The organism is Maribacter algicola (assembly GCF_003933245.1).
In the GTDB taxonomy this organism is placed as follows: Bacteria; Bacteroidota; Bacteroidia; order Flavobacteriales; family Flavobacteriaceae; genus Maribacter; species Maribacter algicola.
The window spans coordinates 900,304-915,960 of record NZ_QUSX01000001.1; the positions used below are offsets into that span (position 1 = coordinate 900,304).

Below are 15,657 nucleotides of genomic sequence, written 5' to 3' on the forward strand. Positions count from 1 at the left end.
TTTTGATTATGTATCTTTACCGGAATTTTTAGCATCATAAAATCAAAACCAAGTGCCGGACCAAGCATCCATAATGGAGAGAATGCAACAATGGCGTTGCTGTGTACTGATACCAACGTACAATAATGAAAAATCATTGGCCAGGGTATTGCGGGGTGTATTGCGGTTCACTTCGAACATCATAGTAGTCAACGACGGCGCTACGGACGGCACCCTTGAAATTTTACAAGGCTTTTCCCAGATCCATCAAATCCATCTTGAAAAAAACCAAGGAAAGGGCAAGGCTCTTAAAACTGGATTTAAAGAAGCTTTGAACAAGGGCTACGAATATGCCATAACTATGGATTCTGATGGGCAACACTTTGCGGAGGACATCCCCGTATTTTTGGATGCCTTGGAGAACGAGGCTACAAAAAATGTATTGTACATAGGAGCCCGAAACATGGCCCAAGCCGATGTTCCGGGCAAAAGTAGTTTTGGCAACAAATTCTCAAATTTTTGGTTTTGGTTCGAAACAGGAACATGGCTACAGGATACACAATGTGGCTATCGTTTATATCCATTGAAGGAAATTGAAAAGCTATCTCTTTTTACACCTAAGTTTGAATTTGAAATCGAGGTGATCGTAAAGGCTTCTTGGAACGGAACCTTGGTAAAAAACGTACCGGTTAAAATAGTATATGACGACGTGGACCGTGTATCCCATTTTAGAACTGTGCCGGACTTTACGCGTATCAGTATTCTAAATACATGGTTCGTATTTGTGACCCTTTTTTATATAAAACCAAGGGATTTTTTTAGAAAGGTTAAAAAAAAGGGGGTTAAAAAATTCCTACTGAACGATGTTCTGGGAAGTAAGGATACTCCTGCGAAAAAGGCATCCTCCATTGCTTTGGGGGTTTTTATAGGCCTTAGTCCTTTGTGGGGGCTACATACCCTATTGGTACTTTTTTTATCCTTTCTTCTTAAACTGAACAAACCCATTGCCTTTGCCTTTTCCAATGTAAGTTTGCCGCCCTTTATTCCATTTATTGTACTGGCAAGTCTGCAGACAGGTAGTTGGATTTTAGGGGAATCCTTTACCTTCTCATTGGATTCCATCAATGAAAATTTTAATTTCCTTATACATTTAAAGGCTTACTTGTTGGGGAGTATGGTATTGGCCCTTACGGGCGCATTACTTTTAGGGGGAATAGGCTATCTTACCCTTACTTTTTTTGGAAAGCGGAAAATGGCCGTAAACAATGGGTGATTTCTTTTTTAGGGCATACAAACATATTAGAAAACATAGGGCAATCAGTGTCTTTCTGCTTCTTCTTGTAATTGCAGGTCTGGTATTTTGTACTACGAAAGTTAATTTCAAGGACGATATCACTGCCCTAATACCCTCCAATCCCGAGTCAAGGCGCATTCAGAAAGTACTGAAATCAATTGCCTTTACGGATAAAATCATCGTAAACATTGAAAAGGGAGACACTGCTTCCGTGGTAGTGCTCACCAAGTATGCATCTGATTTTGTGGACAGTCTTCAAAATGGGTATTCAGAATATGTAAAGAACATTCAAGGTAAGGTAGACGATGACCAGGTCTTGAATACACTGGATATGGTATATGACAATCTGCCCTTTTTTTTGAACGAAACCGATTATAAGGAAATCGAAGGGAAGCTATCAAGGGATAGTATCCAACTTCAAATGGAACAAAACTACCGTAGCTTGGTGTCCCCCTCTGGAATCATCACCAAAAAAACTATCATAAAGGACCCCTTGGGACTCTCCTTTATTGCTCTTAAAAAACTTCAAAAAATAGGGGTTGCCGAAGATTTTATCCTAAAAAACGGCTTTTTGTTGAACAAGGAGGAAACCAATATCCTACTTTTCATCACCCCTACATATCCCTCAAGTGCCACTGTGGAAAACAGACCGTTGGCCGATGGACTTTATGAAATCCAGCGAAAACTGAACGACGCGTATGGCGACAAAGTGGATGTTTCCTTTTTTGGTGCCGCTTTGGTAGCCGTGGCCAATGCCCAACAAGTAAAGAACGATATTATTTTTACAGTAAGCATTGCCATGGTGGTGCTACTTGTACTTCTTATGGTCTTCTATAGACGGGTTACCCTTCCTTTCATACTGTTTGCCCCTACCCTTTTTGGGGCACTTTTGGCTTTGGCCCTTTTGGCTATTTCCCGTGAATCCCTTTCCGCCGTATCCTTGGGTATAGGAGCCATACTATTGGGGGTCACCCTGGATTATGCCCTGCATATATTAACCCACATAAGAAAAGGGGAGGAACTGCAACTCATGTACCGTGAAGTGGCCCCTTCCATTTTAATGAGCAGTCTAACAACGGCTTCGGCCTTTTTATGCCTATTGTTTTTGGAATCCCAAGCCTTACAGGATTTGGGGGTTTTTGCTTCAGTGAGTGTGGTTGGTGCGGCGGTCTTTTCGCTTTTATTCATTCCTCAGGTATACGCGTTTGAAGGAATTAAAACGGGAAGTCCCGGCGTTCTGGAGAAAGTGGCCGCGTTCGAATTCCACAAAAACACATGGGCGATCGGCATCATTGTCGTAGGGCTTATCATTAGTGTTTTTTTCTATGACAAGGTTCGTTTTGACCAGGACATCGCCAAACTGAATTTTGAATCGGAAGTATTGAAAAAGGCCCAAAAAAAGTTGGAGTCACTTACTGATTTGGAGTCAAAGTCCGTATATCTATCCACCTACGGAGCAGATTGGGAGAAGGTTCTACAAGAAAACGATACTATCTATGACGAGTTGCAGCAGCTTAAAAAAGAGCAAAGCATCATCAATTTCACCTCGGTATCCAGTCTAGTGAAATCCAATAGTACCCAAAAAGATAAAATAGCCCAATGGCAAGACTTTTGGTCCCAAACCAGAAACGACTCCTTACGGAAAAATATAAATTCTAGTGCCGAAGGCTTGGGTTTCAAGGCAGGCACCTTTCAAAATTTTTATACTTGGCTCAATGGCGATTTTAAACCCATGCAAGTAACTGATTTCAAAGACTTCCCTGCCTTGAATATCAATGATTACATTGTCTCCGATAGCTCCGGAACAACGGCCACATCCTTGATCAAGCTGAATGAAGAACAATATCCCATAATCAAGGAACATTTCTCCCAGAATCAAAATACACTCCTGATCAACAGAAAGGAAGTGAACGAGTCCTTTCTGGGAACTCTAAAAGAGGATTTTAATCGCTTGCTTTGGTTGTCCCTCATAACCGTGGTCATTATTTTGGCCTTATTTTACAGAAGCCTTTCCTTGACCTTGGTAACGGCCATTCCCATTTTTCTAACCTGGTTCTTGACGGTGGGCATTATGGGTCTTTTGGGCATTGAATTCAACATATTCAATATTATCATTTGTAGTTTTATTTTTGGTTTGGGAGTGGATTACAGCATTTTTGTTACCAATGGGTTGCTTACGGAACATCGAACGGGTATCCAATGCCTTCCAACGCATAAAACCTCCATAATTCTTTCGGTAATCACTACCATTGCCAGTGTAGGTGTCATGATTTTCGCCAAACATCCGGCCCTATATGCAATTTCCCGGGTGTCCTTGATCGGGATTTTCTCTGCGGCCTTCGTCGCCTTTACCATACAACCTATTTTGTTTCGGCTTTTTATTGGCAATCGAAATAAGCGACCGATTTCTCTACGGTATTTCATCCATTCCGTAGGTTCCTTTTTATATTTCGGGTTGGGCGGAATACTCTTTTCCAAATATGCCTGGGTCGTCACCCTTTTCAATCCCAATCGGGCTAAAAAACAAAATCTTGAGTTTCACAAGGCGGTTTCCAAATTGATGAAATCTGTTTTATATACCAACCCTTTCGTTAAAAAGCAGGTATTGAATCCTTCAAAGGAAACTTTTGAAAAACCGGCCATGTTGATTGCCAACCATACCTCATTTTTGGATATTTTGTGCATTGGCATGCTGCATCCCAAAATTATCTTTCTAGTAAATGATTGGGTCTATAACTCCCCTATTTTTGGGAAGGCCGCAAAACTGGCAGGGGCCTATCCGGTCTCAGGAGGTGTAGAAAACGGGGAAGAATATTTGGCCAAAAAGCTGAAACAAGGATTTTCCATCATCGCCTTCCCAGAGGGTACACGTTCCACAACCAATAAAATCAACAGGTTTCATAAAGGTGCCTTCTACTTGGCCGAAAAATTCCAGTTGGACATCCTACCTATATTGATCCATGGTAATTCCGAAGTGCTGCCCAAAGGCAGTTTTGTAATCAGGGATGGCAGTATTACCGTGAAAATCATGCCAAGAATACCCTTTGGGGATACCCGATTTGGGGAAAATTATTCCCAACAGGCGAAAAAGGTTGGCGCGCAATTTAGAATAGAATTCCAAAAACTACGGGATGATATAGAAACCAAAGATTACTGGAACAAAACCCTTTTAGAGAATTTCAGGTTTAAAGGAGATACTCTTTTCAATCGGGTGAAAATGGATGTAGAACAAAACAGTGCAACGCATCATGAATTGCTAAAGTTAGTTCCTTCAAAAACAAGCATCGTCCATCTATCAAAAGACGCGGGGCTATTGGATCTGCTATTATCCCTGGATTCAATAGATCGAAAAATGCACACATATTTGGAAGACAACGAAGCTTTAACCGCTTTGGAGCAGAATTTTCTTTTTCGGCATTATGCCAAGATTACATGCTATACCTCAATGGACGATGCGCTTTCAAATACCGCGGATATACTGCTTATTAATTTGGATGGCCTATCATTTTCCTCAATAGAAATAAGGAGCTTTAAAACCATCATTCTGTTAAAAAAAGGCAGTTTATTGGATTACAGGGAAGTTTTGTCCTCAGATTTCCTGGTTAAAGCGCAAAATGATAATTTTATTGTACTCAAAAAAAGTCCATCAAATTGAAAGAGCATTACGATGTCATCATTATTGGCAGTGGTATGGGAGGCTTGGTAGCTGCCAATATCATGGCCCGGGAAGGCCGTAGTGTCTGTGTTTTGGAAAAAAACAATCAATTTGGAGGCAACCTGCAGACCTTTGTTAGGGACCGGACCATTTTTGACACTGGCGTACATTATATAGGAGGATTGGCACCCGGACAAAACCTGTATCGTTATTTTGATTATTTGGGCATCCTGGACGGTCTACATCTAAGAAAAATGAACCAGGACGGCTTTGACATCATCACTTTTGACAATGACGACACCGCTTATCCTCATGCCCAGGGCTACGATAATTTTACTGCCCAATTGGTAAAAAAGTTTCCGGAGGAAAAAAAGGCCATAGAAAGTTATTGCGAAAAACTTCAAGAAATTTGTAACAAGTTTCCTTTATATAATTTGGAAGAGGGTAAGCCCTATGGCAACGATGCTGAAATATTTCAACAAACCGCAAAGGACTATATTGAAAGTATTACAGCGAATGAGAAGTTGAGGGCGGTTTTGGCGGGGTCCAACCTTTTATATGCAGGTGATCCGGATAAAACGCCCCTGTATGTTCATGCCCTATCCATTAATTCATACATAGAAAGTGCCTATCGCTGTGCGGATGGCGGTAGCCAGATCACTAAATTGCTGATCAGAAGACTTAAGGAAAATGGAGGTGAGGCTTACAAACATAGTGAGGTTACGGAGATAACCTGCAATGACAAGAAACTGGAATCGGTAACCCTTAAGAACGGCAGTAAAGTGTACGGGAATATCTTCATTTCCAACATAGAACCGAAACATACCCTACAGATGATCGGGGAGGAACATTTTAGGAAATCGTACACAAGCCGTATTCAAGATATGGAAAGCATCATATCTGCCTTTAGCATCCATATTGTCCTTAAGCCCAAAACGTTCAAATACCTGAACAAAAACTATTATCATTTTAAGGATTATAGAAAAATTTGGGAGGCCCATAAATACACTGAACATACTTGGCCCGAGACCTACATGGTTTCCATGGGTGTGCGTAAGCACCAAGATGAATGGGGTGAGCAACTTACGGCCATCACCTATATGAGGTATGAAGAGGTAAAGGAATGGGAAGACACTTTTAATACGGTAGCCCAAAAAAATGACCGTGGAAAGGCCTACGAAGCATTCAAAAAATATAAGTCGGAAATCTTCCTAAAAGAATTGGAAAAAAAGTTCCCTAATATAAGGGAGTGTATTCAATCCGTGTATGCATCAACACCCTTGTCCTATCGGGATTATATAGGTAATCATCAAGGTTCCATGTATGGCTACGTAAAGGACGTAAACGATCCACTAAAGTCTTTTATTTCGCCCCGTACAAAAATTGAAAACCTCTATTTGACAGGTCAAAGCTTGAATATGCACGGCATTCTAGGAGTAACCATCAGCGGGGTGGTTACCTGTTCCGAAATCTTGGGCGGATCCTATTTGATTAACAAGATTACCGACGAAATTTCCAATAAGACCAACAAAAAAATGACTGTCTAATGGGTACGTTTAAAACAACTCCAATTACCGTATTGGAAACCATTTCTAAGGAAGATTTTATCCGAAATTATTACAAGCCCCAGAAACCTGTGTTGTTGAAAGGCCTGACCAAAGATTGGCCCGCCTATGAAAAATGGTCCTTGGATTATATTCAAGGGAAGGCGGGCGACCAAATCGTGCCTTTGTACAACAACGAACCGGCCAAGGACAAACAAAGTGTGTATGCGCCCGTGGAGGAAATGAAATTGGCGGAGTATATCGAAATACTGAAAACCAAGCCTACTGACCTTCGTATATTCTTTTATGAAATATTGAAGAAAATGCCCGATTTAGTAAACGACTTCGAATATCCGGACATAGGTCTGAAATTCTTCAAAAAATTGCCCGCACTCTTTTTTGGCGGTGGAGAATCCAAGGTTTTTATGCATTATGATATAGACTTGCCGGATAGTATGCATTTTCATTTTGACGGTCATAAACACGTGACACTCTTCTCACCGGAACAGACTAAATACCTATATAGGGTTCCCTACTCCATTCATAATCTGGAATCCATAGATATGGACGATCCCGATTTTGAGAAGTATCCTGCCCTACAATATGCTGAAGGTATAACGGCGAATATGGAACATGGAGACGCCCTTTTTATGCCCAGTGGTTATTGGCACTATATCAAGTATCTAGACGGAGGTTTTTCCATGACCTTACGTGCGCTTCCCAGAAGACCCTTAAAATTCGCCAATATGCTCTATAATGTGTTGATCATGAGAAATATTGACAATTTCACCAGAAAACACTGGGGTCAAAAATGGTTGGATTACAAGGATAGAAAGGCCATAGAAAAAACGCATAAGAACATCCTTAATCTTACCTAATTGGGAAAACTAAAAATACTATACCGTGCAATTATCCTGATGCTATGTATAGGTGTTCTTTCCTCTTGTGGGGTTAGGAAATCCTTACTGGAAAAACCGGACATTGCCGCCTACAAAACTCAAATTCCCGAGCGAAAAAAAATCAATGATTCCACCTATAGCATAGTCGATAATTTTCTTCGAAAGAATAAACAAGGGCTCTGGGAACTCCACGTGAGTGGAAATCCTTTGGAATTGGGTTTAAAAACGGGAAGCCTTACCCAGGAATTGTTTAACGAACAGGAGAACATTTTCGTAAAGAAGATAGATGAATTGGTACCCTCCAAGGGTTATCAGAATTTGCTGAGAAAATTCTTGGCTTGGTTCAACCGTAAAATGTACCTCAATATTGATTCGCAATTTAAAGCGGAACTTTATGGGGTCTCCCAATACGCCTCCCCAGACTATGATTATATCGCCAAACCCTATCAGCGCGTCATGTATTTCCATGGGGCTCACGACATAGGCCATGCACTACAGGATTTGGCTTTGGTTGGCTGTTCCTCTTTCGCAGCCTGGGGCAACAAAACAGAGGATGGAAAATTAGTGATCGGCAGGAATTTTGATTTTTATGCAGGTGACGAATTCGCCAAGAACAAAATAATTGCCTTTGTAGAACCAGAAAAGGGACACAAATTCATGTCGGTTACTTGGGGTGGAATGATCGGGGTGGTCTCTGGGATGAACGATCAGGGACTTACCGTAACCATCAACGCCGGAAAGTCCCAATTTCCTTTGATTGCCAAGACTCCGGTTTCCTTGGTCACCCGGGAAATTTTGCAATATGCCTCAACCATTGACGAGGCCATTGCCATTGCCAAAAAGAGAGAGGTCTTTGTGTCGGAATCGATATTTGTAGGTAGTGCCAAGGATAAAAAAGCGGCTATTATTGAAGTTTCTCCCCGTAATTTTGGAGTCTATGAAGTGGAAAACAACAATCAATTGATATGTGCAAACCACTTCCAAAGTGCTGCCTATGCCAATGATAAAAAAAATCAGAAACATATTTTGGAAAGCCATTCCCAATACCGATACGAACGCATGGAAGAGATGTTGGAAGAAACACCCAAAGTAAGTCCTACCAAAGTGGTTTCCATTTTAAGGGATAAACAGGGTTTGGACGAAAAGCAAATAGGGTATGGAAATGAAAAGGCATTGAATCAATTGTTGGCCCACCATGGTATTGTTTTTCAACCCGAAGATTTAATGGTCTGGGTGTCCAGCAATCCGTATCAATTGGGTGAATTTGTAGCATATGATTTAAACGAGGTTTTTAACCTTCCCAAGGTAACGAATCGGCCTATCGCGCAGACCGACCTGAATATCCCTAAAGACCCTTTTTTACAAAGTGAGGCCTACAAGGATTATGAGCGGTACAGAATGTTGAGGGATGAAATAGAAGATGCCATTTCTGAAAAAGCCCATATAGATCAATCCCGGTTAGAAAATCTGGTTGCACTTAACCCTAATTTTTGGGAAGGGTATTTTTTGGCAGGTTTATACAATTACAACATGGGATATGATTATGTCGCCAAGAAATATTTTGAAAAGGCACTGAAAAAGGAAATTACTACGGTTCCGGATCGGGAAAATGTGGAAAAGTATCTACGTAAACTGCGATAGCAAAACTTCCTATTACTAAAAAAGCCCCAAAACCTTAGAGGTTTTAGGGCCTATATGAGGACTCTTTTGTCTTATTTCCCCAACATCAATAATTCATTGCACCTGATTTCCGTGATGTACCTGTTATCTCCCTCCTTGGTCTCGTAGGAGCGATGGGTCAGTTTACCTTCTACGGCCACCTGCTTTCCTTTGGTCAAATAATTTTCTACAATTTCTGCTGTCTTGCCCCAGGCGACAATATTATGCCATTGCGTATCATCCACTTTTTCACCCTTGGCATTTTTGTAGCTTTCGGTCGTGGCCAATGAAAATTTGGCCAATTTGGTACCATTCTCCATGGTTACGATTTCTGGGTCCTGACCCAAATTACCAATCAACTGTACTTTGTTTTTTAGTGCGTTCATAATTTTAAATTTTTACGTTAAACAGTTAATACTATCAAGCCTCCTTGACTTGACGGTACAAACTTATTTCCGCTCCAAACTTTTACTCGGTTTAAAAACATTTATTTTCGATTGTAATCATTTACAGTCGTTTGTCAACTTTTATAAATTTGAATATCAATATTTTATTTATAATATTAAAATTGAATTTATTTTCTAGGAATAGATGACTTCTGGGCATCCCTTAAAAACGACCTACCGCCCCTAAAGGAGAAATAGGCAATGATCCAACCAACAAATTGCCAAAACCAATCTTGGTGCATCTCATGTCTCAATTCAGCTTTAGGTTCGAGCAATAAATAAGGGGTCCTTTTTACCAATGGAATAAAATCCGGCATAAAGTAAACCCCGATTGTAATACTTAAGAAGATAAAAAACACCCCAAGTATTCTCTCTAAAATTTTGCGGCTTATTGACACTTTAATAAAAGTATCTATTTTCAATCATTCAATAAAAAAATGTAGCTGCCTGCCCTATAATAGTGATAGATATCCTATTAAAGATTAAATCCTTTTTCCTATCTTAAAAGCTTTAAATAGCGCACTCCCTATGGATTTAAATGTGACCGACAATCCCGATAAAAAAAGATACGAGGCTGCCATCGAGGGCCACACGGCCTTCATTGAATATATCAAGACCAAGGAGAAAATCTTCCTGACCCATACGGAGGTGCCTGTTGCACTGGAGGGTAAGGGAATCGGTTCGGCACTGGTACTGCAGGTTTTTGAGGATATAGAGAAGTTGGGACTTACTCTAGTACCCCTTTGTCCCTTTGTAGCCATGTACTTAAAAAAGCATCCGGAGTGGCGAAGGTTGGTAATGAAGGGCATCAATATAGCATAAAGAACTATGGATAAAGAAATAACCAAAGAGTACACGAAAGACGACTTGACCATTGTATGGAAACCCAATAAATGCATACATTCCGGGGTTTGCGTAGAAAAATTGCCCGATGTCTATAAACCGAAGGAAAAACCTTGGATAACCCCAGAAAATGCCAATATTTCAGACCTGAAATCACAGATCAAGTCATGTCCCTCCGGGGCCTTATCCTATTACATGAAAGGTGAAGGAGAAACCCAAGAAAGTAATACCGATGAACTATATACCGAAATCAAGATTTTGGCAAACGGCCCTTTTCGTGTAATGGGTAAATTAAAGATTGAGACAGCATCTGGGGAAACGATCCACAAGGATGGCCCTATGAGTTTTTGTAGGTGCGGGGCATCGGAAAACAAACCTTTTTGCGATGGGGCCCATCGGAAAATAGCATTTAAAGGATAAATAACATACTAATAAAGAATTAAATTCATGGAATTAGCCATACACAATTGGATGCGTGCAGAATCATTGGAACATACACTCAACCGTATTTCAAAACTCGATTACACGTATCTTGAAATTCAGGGAGCACCCGAAAGTTATGATCCGCAAAAGGTCAAACTGCAAATGGATATATACGGTATTAAATGTTGGGGTTCCGTTACCTTGATGTTGGAGGAGCGGAATTTATTGGCCAAGGACCCCGCCCAACGTAAAATGTCCATCCAATACGTAAAGGATGTCGCCAAGATGGTGTCAGACCTTGGTGGCTCAGTCATTTCTTTGGTCCCTGCAACCGTTGGCAAAATCATACCAGATGCCACTCCAGAACAGGAATGGGAATGGGCCGTTGAAGGTGTCCGAGAAGTTTACAAGTATACCGAAGAATTAGGGGTAAGGATAGGCATTGAACCCATTAACCGTTTTGAGACCTATTTCATTAATCGGGGAGCACAGGCCTTGGCCCTAGCCGAAGAAGTTGGACCTAACTGCGGTGTCTGCCTGGACACCTTTCACATGAACATTGAAGAAGTGGACATGTTCGAGACCATGAAAAAAGTGGGCAACCGCTTGGTGAATTTCCATGTGGCAGATAATAATAGAATGGCCCCGGGCATGGGCCATTTAAACTGGAAAAAAATTATTGATACCTTAAGGGAAATCAATTACGACAAAGTGCTCTCCGTAGAGTTTTGTGCCCCGTTGGACAGAACTCCAGCAAACCCTTTTCCAAATTCCATTGAAAGCGATCCCAAGGAATTAACGGCAGAACAAAAAAAGTTTTTGGAAGACCATGGAAGTTCTGCCATTACCGATGATTTTTATACCATGCTGACGAAAAAATCCATGGACACCTTAACTGAACTACTTAAATAATCAGAAAAATTAAACCGTGAAAATAACCAACATAGAAGCGTATTGGCTTCGTTGCCCCATCCCAAAGGAAAAACAGCATTTTAGCGATTACGGACTCCTCACCAATTTTGATATGACCTTGATCGTTGTTACAACCGATTCCGGTCTTCAAGGATTTGGGGAAGCTAAAGCGGCCGTTGGCTCATCAGGATCTTGCGCCAGCATCGTCAGTTGTGTGGAAAACGAATTAAAACCCCAACTAGTGGGGCAGGATGCCCGAAACATTTCCCGAATCTGGGAGATGGTCTATAACGGAACTCGTGACCACTATTCCTTGTCCCGAGGTCGTAAGTTTCCTATTTTAGGCCGACGTGGACTCACCATTTCAGCACTCAGTGGCATAGACACCGCCCTTTGGGATATTAAGGGAAAATCCCTTGGAGTTCCAGTGGTGGATCTGTTGGGCGGTAGTTGTCGCGATAAAATGGAAGCCTACGCCAGTGGCGGATGGGCCAAGGTAGATGCCATAGGGGAGCAATTGAAAAGTTACACGGCCAAAGGTTTTTCAGGGGTAAAAATGCGCGTGGGCATCATGGACGAGACCGTAAAAGCGAGCGTGGATCGTGTAAAAGCCGCGCGTGAAGCTTTAGGAGATGACATCAAGTTGATGACGGATGCCCACGGCACCTTCAGCGTGCCGGAGGCCAAACAGTTTTGTCGCGGCGTCGCCGATTGTAACCTGTATTGGTTTGAGGAACCCATCAATCCGGATAATAAAATAGGTACTGCAGAAGTTCGCTCCCAGACCGATATTCCCATTGCGGCAGGTGAAAGCGAATACACGGCCTTTGACATTCGGGATATGATTTCGGAACGTGCACTGGACGTGCTGCAACCGGATTGCGCCATCATTGGTGGGATTACGGAGGCCATGCGGGTATCACAATTGGCACATACCTATCAATTGGAACTGGCACCGCACTGTTGGGGATCGGCCTTTTCCTTTATGGCAGGACTTTCAGTAGCCTTTGCCTCGCCTTCTGCCAATGTCATAGAATTTTCCTTGGGTGGAAACCCCATGATGTACGACCTGGTGGAAGAACATATTAGTGTGGGCCAAGACGGCATGATCGACGCTCCGGATAGACCCGGTTTGGGCCTGACCCCCAATTGGGATTTTGTAAAAGAATTTAAACAATAAGAACCATGGCAAAAGCAGTAAAAATCAATCACGTAGCCTTGGTGGTGAGCAATTTGGAGGAAGCTTGTAAATTCTATGAGCACGAATTGGGCCTGGAACCCATTCCCGCATTTTTGTTCGACTACCCTACGGCCTTTTTCAAGTTCAATGAGGAGCAACAATTACACCTGACGGAGTGGGAGGACACCTATTCCTTTAGGGGACATCTGTGCGTTACCGTGGACGATATCAACGCGGTTTTCTTTCGGATGAAGGAGCTTGGTGTTATTGACATTAGTCCTTGGGGTAAGGTGCGTCAACTACCAGATGGTGCCATACAAATGTTCGTACGGGATCCATCAGGCAACTTGGTGGAAATATCCTCGGATCCAGATGATAAGGAAAAAATCGACCCCAAAATTTTCGAGGACGAATTATACCAAGAAGGAATTTATGTGTCCGGAAGAAACGATTTCAGGGGTTATAAAACTAAGGACGCGACCCTATACCACAATAAATAAATGCTAAAAAATATCCTTTTATTGGAGACGGTAGCCGAAGAGGCCATGGAGCTTTTGGAATCGGCCGAGGATATGAATATTCTTACCGGTTTTGACCCAGCTTCCCTGGAGACGCATCTTTCGGAGAGCGAAATTCATGCCATTATCACCCGTGGAAAAGGTCAGGTGCGGTCATCGCTAATGGCATCCCTCCCCAAATTGGAAGTCATTTCCAGATGTGGCGTAGGCTTGGATAACATCGATGTTTCAGCGGCGACCGAAAGGGGCATCAAGGTGGTAAACGCGCCTAATTCCAACGCCAATACCATTGCAGAGCATACCATTTCCTTGCTACTGGTTTTACAACGAAACCTCTACAATGCCATTACCATGGTCAAGGAAGACCGATGGCAAGACCGGGGCCGTTATGTCGGCGACGAATTGCATGGAAAGACCTTGGGAATTTTGGGCATGGGAAATATCGGAAAAAAAGTAGCCAAAATTGCCGATGCCCTAGGTATGGAGGTCATCTATTGGAGTTCCAAGGAAGAGGCCGTGCCCTACACTTTTAGGGATTTGGATGAAGTCCTGAAAACGTCGGATTGCATCAGTCTGCACCTACCCCTTACAAAGGAGACCGAAAACCTGATAAATGCCGCTGCCCTGGCAAAAATGAAACCATCGGCCCTAATCATCAATACCGCCCGGGGGAAGATCATTGATCAGACCGCGCTGACCGAAGCACTCTACGCCAACCGTTTGGGCGGTTTTGCCGCCGATGTACTTTCCGAAGAACCGCCAAAAGCGAACGACCCTTTATTAAAACTGCCCAATACCTACATTACCGCGCACGTGGGTAGCCTCACCAAGACAACCTATGATTTTATGTGCATGTTCACGGTACAAAATACCCTAGCTATCCTTCGAGACGAAATACCCGCCAACAATTGTATTTATAACTTAAAAGAATTAAAAGATTCGAATCGATAAAAATGAAGTATCAACCCAAATCAACCAACCTTTTTTTGCTGTTTCTATTGTCCTGTATTTCAGTGCATTCCCAAATACTTGTGAATCAAGACCGATTAGAAGAACGGATTTTCGATCTGGCAAAATTCGGACTTCAGGATAATGGCGAAACGGAGCGGGTCGCTTTTAGTGATGCCGATTTGGAGGCGCACCAGTGGGTCATTTCGGAATTGACCAAAATGGGTTTGGAAACGCATACCGATTTTGCGGGGAACATAGTGGCGACTAGATCGGGTACCAAGAAGAACATGAAACCCATAGTCTTTGGGTCCCATATTGACCGGGTTCCCAATGGGGGCAATTATGACGGATGCGTGGGCTCCATGGCCGCCTTAGAAGTCATTCAGACCTTGAACGAAAACAATATAAAAACAAAACACCCACTTCAGGTCATCATCTTTTCCAACGAGGAAGGTGGTGTTATGGGTAGCCGGGCGATTGCCGGTCATTTGGGTAAAAGTGCCCTAGGCGTTAAAAACTCCACCGGCTACTCGATGGGCGAAGGCATCATGCGCTTGGGCGGGGACACTACCCGACTGGCAGAGGTTGTACGGAAAAAGGGCGAATTGGCCGCCTTCTTGGAACTTCATATTGAACAGGGAGGCATCCTTGAAAAGGAAAATTTGGATATTGGGGTCGTAGAGGGCATCGTTGGTTTAAAGTGGTGGGACGTAGAATTCACCGGATTTGCCAATCATGCAGGCACTACGCCCATGAACGCCCGAAAGAATGCGCTATTGGCGGCGGCAAAATTCATCGTTGCCGTAAACGAAATCACCAACAGCTTTGACGGGGCTCAAGTGGGTACCGTAGGGAGAATCAAAGCGGAGCCCGGAGCCCCAAACGTAATTCCCGGAAAGGTAACCGCCAGTTTGGAAATTCGGGATCTTTCATCGGAAATTATCCAAAAAGTGTACCAGGCCATAAAAACAAAAACAGCCGAAATCGCGGAATCCTCCAATGTCACGGTGGAATTCCATCCTCTAGATACTACGGCCGACCCAGCCATTATGAATCCGGAAATACAAAAAATCATTGCCGAAAATGCCAAATCCTTGGGGCTTACCTATAAATATATGCCCAGCGGTGCAGGGCACGACGCCCAAGATATGGCCATTATTGCCCCTACGGGAATGATTTTTGTTCCCAGCAAAGGAGGTATCAGCCATTCGCCAAAAGAATTTACTTCCGCAAAGGATATGGCCAACGGTGCCAATGTCCTGCTAAAGTCCCTATTGGAATTGGATAATACGATGGAATAAATTTTATGGTTTGTTTTTTCCGTTCTAGCTGTAATTGCTAACTTGGACCATTA

14 protein-coding genes are annotated in these 15,657 nt (G+C 42.6%); 12 read left to right on the top strand and 2 right to left on the bottom strand.

Annotated features, from left to right (window positions below; genetic code table 11):
• The first annotated feature begins 52 nt into the window (after window positions 1–52).
• Genes DZC72_RS03750 through DZC72_RS03770 form a run of 5 tightly spaced genes read left to right on the top strand, consistent with a single transcriptional unit; the run spans window position 53 to window position 9,012 of the window.
• Window positions 53–1,252 carry a DUF2062 domain-containing protein gene (locus tag DZC72_RS03750; protein WP_317127093.1) on the top strand — a complete coding sequence of 400 codons (1,200 nt, stop codon included), beginning with the start codon at window positions 53–55 and terminating at the stop codon, window positions 1,250–1,252.
• Window positions 1,245–4,928, top strand: coding sequence for a 1-acyl-sn-glycerol-3-phosphate acyltransferase (locus DZC72_RS03755; protein ID WP_125221540.1), 3,684 nt, complete (start codon window positions 1,245–1,247; stop codon window positions 4,926–4,928). Before DZC72_RS03750 ends, DZC72_RS03755 begins: the two co-directional genes overlap by 8 nt.
• Window positions 4,925–6,475 (top strand): phytoene desaturase family protein, encoded by a 1,551-nt coding sequence (locus tag DZC72_RS03760; RefSeq protein WP_125221541.1) that lies wholly within the window; start codon window positions 4,925–4,927, stop codon window positions 6,473–6,475. Before DZC72_RS03755 ends, DZC72_RS03760 begins: the two co-directional genes overlap by 4 nt.
• Complete coding sequence (locus DZC72_RS03765; RefSeq protein WP_125221542.1) at window positions 6,475–7,350, top strand: cupin-like domain-containing protein; 876 nt, start codon at window positions 6,475–6,477, stop codon at window positions 7,348–7,350. Before DZC72_RS03760 ends, DZC72_RS03765 begins: the two co-directional genes overlap by 1 nt.
• Before the next feature lie 39 nt (window positions 7,351–7,389).
• Window positions 7,390–9,012, top strand: a complete 1,623-nt coding sequence (locus DZC72_RS03770; RefSeq protein WP_125222594.1) for a C45 family autoproteolytic acyltransferase/hydolase — start codon at window positions 7,390–7,392, stop codon at window positions 9,010–9,012.
• Between the two features lie 71 nt (window positions 9,013–9,083).
• Here the strand turns inward: DZC72_RS03770 and DZC72_RS03775 are convergent, their stop codons facing one another.
• Both DZC72_RS03775 and DZC72_RS03780 read right to left on the bottom strand, forming a co-directional pair.
• Window positions 9,084–9,416 carry a single-stranded DNA-binding protein gene (locus tag DZC72_RS03775; RefSeq protein ID WP_125221543.1) on the bottom strand — a complete coding sequence of 111 codons (333 nt, stop codon included), beginning with the start codon at window positions 9,414–9,416 and terminating at the stop codon, window positions 9,084–9,086.
• A gap of 188 nt (window positions 9,417–9,604) precedes the next feature.
• Window positions 9,605–9,793: a hypothetical protein gene (locus DZC72_RS03780; protein ID WP_125221544.1), complete on the bottom strand. Its 189-nt coding sequence runs from the start codon at window positions 9,791–9,793 to the stop codon at window positions 9,605–9,607.
• Between the two features lie 211 nt (window positions 9,794–10,004).
• Here DZC72_RS03780 and DZC72_RS03785 point away from each other — a divergent pair, with 211 nt between their 5' ends.
• The 7 genes from DZC72_RS03785 to DZC72_RS03815 are packed head-to-tail and all read left to right on the top strand — an operon-like array spanning window position 10,005 to window position 15,604.
• Window positions 10,005–10,298, top strand: coding sequence for a GNAT family N-acetyltransferase (locus DZC72_RS03785; protein WP_125221545.1), 294 nt, complete (start codon window positions 10,005–10,007; stop codon window positions 10,296–10,298).
• Window positions 10,299–10,304: 6 nt separating this feature from the next.
• Window positions 10,305–10,739, top strand: a complete 435-nt coding sequence (locus DZC72_RS03790; RefSeq protein WP_125221546.1) for a (4Fe-4S)-binding protein — start codon at window positions 10,305–10,307, stop codon at window positions 10,737–10,739.
• A 27-nt stretch (window positions 10,740–10,766) separates the two neighbouring features.
• Window positions 10,767–11,654, top strand: coding sequence for a sugar phosphate isomerase/epimerase family protein (locus DZC72_RS03795; RefSeq protein ID WP_125221547.1), 888 nt, complete (start codon window positions 10,767–10,769; stop codon window positions 11,652–11,654).
• Between the two features lie 16 nt (window positions 11,655–11,670).
• Window positions 11,671–12,834 carry a mandelate racemase/muconate lactonizing enzyme family protein gene (locus DZC72_RS03800; protein ID WP_125221548.1) on the top strand — a complete coding sequence of 388 codons (1,164 nt, stop codon included), beginning with the start codon at window positions 11,671–11,673 and terminating at the stop codon, window positions 12,832–12,834.
• A gap of 5 nt (window positions 12,835–12,839) precedes the next feature.
• Complete coding sequence (locus DZC72_RS03805) at window positions 12,840–13,334, top strand: VOC family protein (RefSeq protein WP_125221549.1); 495 nt, start codon at window positions 12,840–12,842, stop codon at window positions 13,332–13,334.
• Window positions 13,335–14,303, top strand: a complete 969-nt coding sequence (locus tag DZC72_RS03810; protein ID WP_125221550.1) for an NAD(P)-dependent oxidoreductase — start codon at window positions 13,335–13,337, stop codon at window positions 14,301–14,303. It abuts the gene before it with no gap.
• 2 nt (window positions 14,304–14,305) lie between these two features.
• Window positions 14,306–15,604: a Zn-dependent hydrolase gene (locus tag DZC72_RS03815; RefSeq protein ID WP_125221551.1), complete on the top strand. Its 1,299-nt coding sequence runs from the start codon at window positions 14,306–14,308 to the stop codon at window positions 15,602–15,604.
• The last annotated feature ends 53 nt before the right edge of the window (window positions 15,605–15,657 follow it).